The following is a 9,325-nucleotide window of genomic DNA, read 5'->3' on the forward strand; positions in this document are numbered from 1 at the left end:
ACTCAAATTATAGTATCTTAATAAGTTAATCGGGATGTATCTTTTTTGAAATATTAAGCTCTGAAAAGGATGCAGTTATCGTTAAATACTATAACTCCTCCTAAGAACCTGAATAGATTAATGATCTCGAACTTGTTATACTAAAAGTAATTAACATCCAAAAAATTTTAATTAAATTGAAAAGATGGTAAAATTGAGAAATACTTTAGAGGTGACTGTGAATGGAACAATTACATGAATTTTTCAACATACCTCCTTACTATAGCAATTTAAATTTAGAGATTCATAGTGAAAATTTAATGCAGCTATTAAATGAAAATCCAATTGACTATATGCGTCATTTATACAGTACCGATAGTAAGCTATTCTATAACGTTCGAGATGAGCTAGTGCTACGTGGAATTGGGTTTCAGCCTGAATACCAGAGTAATTACTTATTAGACCGAAAGTATGAAATTCAGCATATTCTTTACAAAAATGATAATACATACGCTTTTGAAAAAATTGATTTTGCGATGTTAGGGGCAAATAATTTTATTGAACGGTTTAACGTACGTTCAGATTTATTTTTTAAAAATATGCCGCTTGAGGGGATGTTACATTTTACGCAAGGGGCTTCATTTGTGCTGCTTCAAGAAATATTTAAAGAAGCGGGTTTTTTAATTGTTCCTGTGAATGAATACATGGCTTCACCAATTCATACGGTTGGAATACCTTATGAATTAGAGAGGGTACAAATGGAATGTTGTGAAGAAAAATCTTTAGACATAGTACCAACAAATGATGTTTCTATGCTAGATGCGCCTGTCAAGTATTTTTATGAAGATACAATCTATTCAACATTTCTTAAATATTGTCATGTAAACGACATTCGGAAATTTTCGGAATTAACTGTTGACTTTGTTGAGAAATACAGATATCAGAAACATGTAAGAACAAAGACAGCGATAAGAGTAATGGAGCTTTATCACGAAATTCATCGTAAGTTTAATGCTTTGCAGTTCGATGTGAGTGATGCCGTTACTTTATTACAAAACAACTCATTTAAATCTATTGTGGAATTTATCAATCTTGATTATTTAAAATTTATTGATGATTTTTATGCAGCAGATGAGCTAGGAATGTATCAAGCAGATTTCCCATTTGAAAAAGCAGAAGAAGTATGTCAACAAGTGATTGATTCTTCAGATGAAATACTAGCTGAAAGGCAGCAACAGCAATTTAATCAGCTTATTAGTGAAATTGGAGACCATCCTAAATTTAAATATGTTTTAAGTTATTCGTTAGCTGAGATGCAAGAAATGTTCGAAATCACATGGGACAATTCACTCGACTTGCAGCTATGTTTATTTGACGTGCTGGATGATATGGATTATAAAAAAGTGTTTAGTGACATTTTAGTGGAATTAAATCATATGAAGGACATACAAGAAGTTTTGGGAAAAGTCGTTAGTGTTATAAATCCACGTGAGCTTGAGATTTTACTGTTACGGCGAACAAAAACACTTCAAGAAGTAGGCGATGCGATTGATGTGACACGTGAACGTGTTCGTCAAATTGAAGCAAAAGGTCGCAACCGATTATCGGCTTATAAAAAGCAATTGAATCTAAAGCAATACTTCCAATATTGTACTGAGCATTCAAAGTTGTTGACGCTTGATGATTTTATGCAAGCATTTGAGATAGAAGGAGATCTATATAAAACGCTACTGGATATCTTCTTTGATATTGATGATTCAATTACATATTTAAGTGAATTAGATCGTTATATTTTAACTTCGGACTATGAAGAGATTCGTGAAAATATTGAAAAGATCGATTACTCACAGCCGATTATTGAAATAGATGAGCTAAAGCAATTATTTGATGAAGACATATTTAATTTTGCAAGAGAAGTGGTAGATTTACTCATCCGATCACATAACTACAAGCGAGTAAATAATATCTATGTGAAGAAAACGATTAGTATAATTGCACGTATTAATTACTTATTTAAGAATGTCATAAAAGAGCCAATTGAGATGGATGATGCTGGATACGGACTGTTCAAACAGTACATGGAAGATACATTTGATATTCCGTTTGACAGTAGTAAAAGGTCGGTGACAGCTCGAATTGCAGCAGGTGAAAACGTAATTCTAGTAGATCGTAATACATTTGCTCTGCACAAAGGTGAGACTATTACGGACGATTTATTAGCGAAGATTGAGCAAGTGATCGATGAACGTTTAACGGTTTTGGAATATGTAGATCCACGATGGGTCTTTAAAGAGTACACATCATTAATGCAGGAAATTGGAGTACATTCACCAGAGCATTTATACAGTATTATTCAACTTTATTTAGGTGATAAGTATGAAACAGGTCATCGAAATACGCTCTATATTTTCAAAGCGAATGCTGATCGACTTGATGCTGAAACGATTTTATTAAATTACTTACGTTCACATGGACATGAGGCAAAGCGAGAAGCAATTTTAGAAGATCTTAACTGGAAACATGTTAAATTAGATCAATTAATTCCACGCTTGAAAACGGTTGTCATGGTAAGTAACAATATTGTTAAAACAATCGAGTCCTTTAAATTCACGGATGAAGAATTAGTAGCGCTGAAAAATGTAATAGAACGTGAGTTAGAAAAAGGTTATGTATTCACATATGATCTGTCATTTGAACTCGCATTCAATGAAAAACTCTCATCATTAATTGAACGTTGTAAATTAACTGAGGATGTTACGTTGGCAGCCATTATAAAATGGTTATATCCAAACATTAATGGCTATTCGAAATTGTTATATTGGTCAAATAGTTCAATTACGAAAATTGAGCAGGTGATCTCTACTGAATTCCCAGAGTTTATTGTGAGAAATGAAATGTTAGAGTTTGTTGAAAGCAAGGGTTACAGTGGACAAACGGTTGCTCGCTTGCCTGCTGATATTTTAAGGGATGGCTTATTTTATAACTATACGAATACGAGATATATTAATGCAAATTTGCTAATGTTTACCGAAGAAGTGAAACAGAGCCTAGCAAGCTATTTGCAGCAACAGTTTGAATCGCAAGTATATTGCCCAATATTTGGTTTCGTTGGCTACTCCCAGGCCCTAACACCGATTTCATCATATGAATGGACGGAGTATTTGATTGGTCAATTTGCAGAACATATAGGCTATCGTAAAATTCAAACGCATATTGACTACCGATTTGATAAGCCGTTTTTAGTGAAAAGTGATATGCCGATTGAAAACTTCGAGCAATTAGTCCTTCATATAGTGAAGACAGAATATACAGGTCGATATCATGAGGAAGATTTAGCGAAGTATTTAGTTTCGAAAAAAATTGCACATAACCCGCGTCGGTTAACGAATGAAATTTATAATAGTCCATTATTCAAATTTGATTCATTTGGATTTTTTGAAATAAGAGGTGAAAACGATGGTACTAACTGATATTCGCTTTAATTTGAAATATCGTTCAGATAATGATCAGCTACATGAAGATTTTTATTATCCTTGTTTAGTCGAGAGTCTGAAGTATGATCGTGCCGCAGGCTATTTTTCAAGCCATAGTTTAAAGACGTTAGCGAGAGGGTTTGAAGTTTTCTTATTTAATGGCGGGAAAATTCGAATTGTAGCAAATCCGATGTTATCCGCCGAAGACATTTTAGCAATTGAAAAAGGATATAAGGCAAAACATGATGTCATTGAACGTGCCTTGTTACGTGAAATTGAAGTGAGTTCAGCAACGTTGCAGGATGAAACATTAAATGTGTTAGCTTGGCTTATTTATAAAGATCAACTTGAAATTAAAATTGCACATACAGATAATAACGCAATATATCACGAAAAATTTGGTGTTTTCACCGATGAAGAAGGAAACAGTGTTGCTTTCTCCGGGTCAGCAAATGAAACATTTGGCGGTATCGTTAGTAATTTCGAAAAGATTGATGTGTACTCAGGTGTGCAAGACCAACGCCGTATCCAGGGGGCAAAGGAAGATTTCGAATTACTTTGGTCGAATAATACGAATGGCTTAAGTGTTATTGATGTACCGGCATCTGTAAAAAATAATTTATTAGAAAAGCGTGGTCCTATGCCTAAGCCATCACAATGTGTAGTCACAATTGAGCCTCGCAAATATCAGCAAAATGCTATTCAGATGCTGAAAAATAACAATTGGCAAGGGATTTTAGAAATGGCGATGGGCACTGGGAAAACCATTACGAGTTTGTTAGCAGTTACAGAATATAAAAAAATAAATGGTCGTTTATTTCTAGTTATTTATGCACCGTTCACGCATTTAGTCGAGCAATGGAAACAAGAATGTGAAAAATTTGGCTTTGAGTATATAACGCTTTGCTATGATTCAAAAAAAAAGTGGCTAGATGAGCTGGAGAAGGAAATTCGGAATTTTAATATTGGTATTTTAAATGTGCATGTTGTCATTACGACATACAAGACGGCAGCAACACCACATTTTAACGCTTTAATTAACAAGGTTGCGCATCATTCAGTATTAATTGCAGATGAGTGCCATTATATTGGTTCTTGTGCTTTTCGTAATATTGAATTCCAAAACTTTACTGCAAAAATTGGACTTTCCGCGACACCGGATCGTTGGTGGGATGAAACTGGGACAGCCTTCTTAAAAGAAATATTTGATAAAGTGGTCTATCAGTATTCATTAGAAGCTGCGATTGGGTCAGGGAAATTAACACCTTATGAGTACTTTCCACACGTCATTTCATTAACGGAATCCGAAATTGAAGCTTATAAAAAATTAACACTGCAAATTATTCGTTTATACAACAGTGAAGATGCTGATAAAGAGAAGATTGAGCAATTAAATCGTAAACGCTCTTTAATTCTTGCGAAAGCGTCTGGGAAAATCCCACTTTTACTTTCATTATTAAAGAAAAGAAATGTGGAGGTCATTCAGCATACATTAATTTATTGTGCAGAGAGACAAGTAAGTGTCCTGACAAAAGCATTAAGTGATATGGGTTTGCGAGTACATAAATTCGACTCAACTGTCGCAAATAAAGAACGTAAAAAAGTGCTAGAAGCCTTTGCTGATGGCACGATTCAAGTTTTAGTCGCCATCAAATGTTTAGATGAAGGTGTCGATGTACCTAGTACGCGTAGCGCCTATTTTTTAGCTAGTACATCAAACCCGCGTGAATTTGTTCAACGGCGCGGTCGTATTTTGCGAACAGCCAAGGGGAAAACGTTAGCCGAAATTCATGATTTCATCGTGTTTCCAGACGGTATTGATGCTGATACGTTTACAATGATCGTAAAAAAAGAGCTACCTAGATTTGCAGAATTTAGTGGTGCTGCGATTAATCAATCAACAGCAAAAAATGAAATTTACCCTTACTTAGATCCATACAATTTAAATTATCTAATGGATATGAAACCATGGGATGTATATTACAAAATGAAGGAGGCATATGAGGATGGCGTATTTGAATAAAGAATTACAGGAGCGGATTAATAACCTCTCTCCATTAAATAAAAAATTACTAGAGCAATTTTTATTAGACATTAATGCTGCGAAGTTAGAATCGGAAAAACGTGATGCCGTAACGAGATTACGTTCGAAAATTAGAGAAATTGTGGCGGCGGGTGAAAAAAAATGAAGATTTTAGCAATGGAACTTGAAAACTTTAGACAATATTATGGGAGTCAAAAAATTAATTTCGCTTCAGGAGATCGTAATATCACAATTATTTTCGGTGAAAACGGTAAAGGGAAGACAGGTATTTTTAGAGCGCTAATGTTTGCTCTTTATAATGCTACGCATATTCAACTGGATGACCCATCACAAAAAATTCATTTAGTGAATTTACGATTATTAGATGAAAAGCTTGGTACAATGTGTAAAGCGAGTGTGACAGTGCTATTTGAGCATAATGGCAACAAGTATGAAATTAGCCGTTCGATCGCAGCTGTTAAGGTAAATAATCGTATCCAAGAACGAAATGGCTCGGTTAAATTTTATGAGATCGACTGCGATGGGAATTATTCACCAACACCAATCGAAGATACGGTTGAAATAGGAAAAATAATGAACCAAATTTTAGATGAAGATATTAAAGATTTCTTCCTATTTGATGGTGAAAAAATTGATACGCTTGCTAAAACAAATGATCAAGTGAAACGTGAGGTAAAATCAGCTATATTTAAGCTATTACAAATCGATAATGTTGAAGAAGCACGCATACTATTAAACAATTTAAAAAATACAGAGCAGCGCAACGTTGTAAACAGCACAACAGATTTAAATACTCATCGTAAGCAAGAAGAAATTGATGGAGTGGTTCAAAAAATCGCACAACAAAAAGAGATTTCATCGAAGCTTACAGAAGAACTAACTGTGAGTAATGAACTTATTCATAAATACGAGCTGCAGCTATCGCAAAATAGAGAAATTGGTATTATTCAAGATAAGCTGAAGTTACAAGAAGATATGCGTACAGCACTTGTAGAGCATTTGAAATTAATCAAGTCTGAAATTGCTAAATTAGCTTACGTGAATATGCCGTATTTACTTCTGAATGATGTATTTCATAATGTTTCAAACTATTTACAAGGTACCATTTTAGAAAATGACAGTAATGTACCACTAGAAGTCATTGAAGAATCATTACAAAAAAATGTGTGCTTATGCTGTAATAATAACTTAGAAATCCATCAAGAAAACCGGGCATTTATTGAACTGCTTAAACGAAATTTCAAGCGTTCACAAACCAATGAAGATTCAAAAGCGATTTTACGAATGATTAATAGTAGCTCATCCACTGCGGATGAAATAAAAGAAAAAGCGATTGAACTATTACGTGATTTTGATGCGAAAGAACGCGAAATTCGAAAAGTTGAAGAAATCATTAACAAAGTTCAAAAGGAACTTGGAAATAAGACGAATGAACAATTAAATTTAGAACAAACAAACACGTCTCTACAAAAGCAAAAACAACACTCAAAAGAAGTAGAAGCAAAAATTGTGCAATCTACAGTTCGTATTGAGGATTTAAAGGTAAAAAAGGAAACCTTGCAACAACAGCTTGACCGCATTATTAAGGAAAACCAAAACAATGCATTCGAGCAACAAGTCATTGATATTATTAGATCTTTGAGTTATGACTTAAGTTCTATTGCAAAGGAATTTAGTACGGATATGCGTATTAAGTTAAAAAATTCAGCAACAGAAATTTTTAAACGCTTGATCGATCAAAAAGACGTTAATTTAATTAAACAAATTAATATTAATGACAAGTTCGAGCTTGAAATTTTCAGTCATGATGACATTGAAATCACCCAAGATATTTCACAAGGTCAACGTCAGATTGTTGCCCTGGCATTCATTACAGCATTAGCGCAAGTAGCAGCAGGTGACTATGAACAAATCACTTTCCCATTATTTATGGATTCTCCATTTAACCGTCTAAGTGGCGTAAACCGAGACCAGTTAATTGAAAATATTCCTTGGTTAACTTCGCAATGGATTTTATTATTAACGGATACAGAATTAACAACTAGTGAAGAACGTGTTGTTAAAGAGGGAGGACGATTAGGTAAGTGGTATCGCATAAATCAAATTGATACATACCATGCAGAAATTGAAGAAGTATCATTAGAAAATTCAATGACAACAAGGGGGGTGTAGTAAATGGGTTTTTTACAAGAAGCAGAAATGCTAATTTATTCGAGTCAAAAATATGAAGAAATTTATATGAAGATTAACAAAGATTTAAAAATTACATATAAAAACATTTTCTTACTATGTGCAGCTTTAGGCGCTCGTAATGGGCGCACTACACCAGTCACTAAACGCGGACGCGAATTCCGCGCAAGTTATTTTAATGAATCAGAAGAAAATCTCGTGTATACAATTATTTTGAATGATGAGACAAATGGAAAAAATATTGAGCTATTCAATGATCCAGAATTCCGCAAAGAAGCGCGTAAAATTATTGAAGAATATGCGGAAGGTGGCATGGATATTTTAGTCGAGGAAGTATTTAAGGAGAAATGGAATGGTATTAAGCTCGATGAAAAATACGATAATTATGATGTAGATATCATGAAGTATTTAATTGCTAACTTAAATAAAGTACCATTTTAATGTAAGAGGTCAGAGGGTTCTCTAATAAGTTTATAAAATAAAACGCAAGTAGAAAAATAATTTGTTTTTCTACTTGCGTTTTTAATTTTTTTTGATTAAAAATAGCTATTTTACATTGTGAGCTAATACTATAATCCAGAACTCTATTTATTGATAGCAATGATAGAGCATCTTATCCCTCATTGAATCTAGCATTAGTAAATGGGGGAAACCTGTCAATGATTATTAAAGTGAGAAACTGATTAGTTTAATGCAGTGCCTAAGATAAATCTTATGTAACATAGAATCCAGAATATTCTATTGAATTTGTCGCAAAAAATAAAGTCATCACTCAATTTATTTATAAAAGTAGTGATCTGTTCGTATATCATAATGGAAGATAAACATGAGAAAAAATTTACTGTTGATATAGTTAAATAGTATTAAAAAGAATTAATTCAAGTTCCAGGAGAGGTAAATGGCAAAGATAGAAGAAACATATAGTATATAATATGGAGAAGTAATCGATGCTGATAAAGCTTATGAACGACATTAGGATGGTTTGATATTAGAGAGCATCGAAGAAGTGAAGCAAAGAGTGTTTATAAAGGAAGAACTAAGAAGTAAACAAAAGATTACAATATGATCTCGGAGAGGAGGCCCTATTACGACCTTCCCCCTGTCAAAGTAAAAGTCTAATTTTCTCTACATTCCCCTTGTACCTCCCCCAACGTCACCCCCTAATCTAAAGAAGACAAATTAGAAAGGGGGGACCAAACCACTCATGAAAACCACCACAAAAGAAAAAAGAAACACCATCATCATGTTACTAATCTCAGTCACAATAGGAATCTTTTCACCACTACTCATGTACATTACACTGGCACGTAAAAATGAAGTGTACAAATATCATTGCCGAAAGGCGTTCAATTTTCATTTGTTAATCTTTCTTCTATTTAATATTGGTTCGCGTATTAGTGATGTTTTGTTTTGGATTGTGTTTGCTTTTGAGGTAGTTCAAGTGATTATTGTCGCGTGGAAAGTAATACGAGATGAGCCATATTACTATTTCATTCGAATACCGTTATTTAAAGAAGATAAGTATGTAGTGGAAGGAGAATAGGTGATGAAAAAAGAAGTGGAGTGGTCATCTCCCTGTCAAGTAGACAGTCATAAAAAGAGTATTATGCCACGGCCTTTTCCCGATATTCTATCGGGG

General features: G+C 33.8%; 6 protein-coding genes. All 6 read left to right on the forward strand.

From position 1 onward, the window contains the following. The first annotated feature begins 221 nt into the window (after positions 1-221). The gene (locus tag PDQ68_RS24175) at positions 222-3,449 is read left to right on the forward strand and encodes a sigma factor-like helix-turn-helix DNA-binding protein (RefSeq protein ID WP_270787025.1); all 3,228 of its coding nucleotides are present in this window, start codon (positions 222-224) and stop codon (positions 3,447-3,449) included. After that, the gene (locus tag PDQ68_RS24180) at positions 3,436-5,475 is read left to right on the forward strand and encodes a DEAD/DEAH box helicase family protein (RefSeq protein ID WP_270787027.1); all 2,040 of its coding nucleotides are present in this window, start codon (positions 3,436-3,438) and stop codon (positions 5,473-5,475) included. Before PDQ68_RS24175 ends, PDQ68_RS24180 begins: the two co-directional genes overlap by 14 nt. Beyond that, positions 5,459-5,641 (forward strand): hypothetical protein, encoded by a 183-nt coding sequence (locus tag PDQ68_RS24185; RefSeq protein ID WP_270787029.1) that lies wholly within the window; start codon positions 5,459-5,461, stop codon positions 5,639-5,641. Before PDQ68_RS24180 ends, PDQ68_RS24185 begins: the two co-directional genes overlap by 17 nt. Further along, on the forward strand, positions 5,638-7,668 hold the full coding sequence (locus PDQ68_RS24190; RefSeq protein ID WP_270787030.1) for an AAA family ATPase: 2,031 nt from the start codon (positions 5,638-5,640) through the stop codon (positions 7,666-7,668). Before PDQ68_RS24185 ends, PDQ68_RS24190 begins: the two co-directional genes overlap by 4 nt. A gap of 3 nt (positions 7,669-7,671) precedes the next feature. Beyond that, positions 7,672-8,127 carry a hypothetical protein gene (locus PDQ68_RS24195; protein WP_270787032.1) on the forward strand — a complete coding sequence of 152 codons (456 nt, stop codon included), beginning with the start codon at positions 7,672-7,674 and terminating at the stop codon, positions 8,125-8,127. 763 nt (positions 8,128-8,890) lie between these two features. Next, positions 8,891-9,229, forward strand: a complete 339-nt coding sequence (locus tag PDQ68_RS24200) for a magnetosome magnetite crystal formation protein family (RefSeq protein WP_270787034.1) — start codon at positions 8,891-8,893, stop codon at positions 9,227-9,229. Positions 9,230-9,325: the final 96 nt, after the last annotated feature.

Origin of the sequence: Bacillus cereus group sp. Bc010 (genome assembly GCF_027716745.1) — a bacterium.
Lineage (GTDB): Bacteria > Bacillota > Bacilli > Bacillales > Bacillaceae_G > Bacillus_A > Bacillus_A pacificus.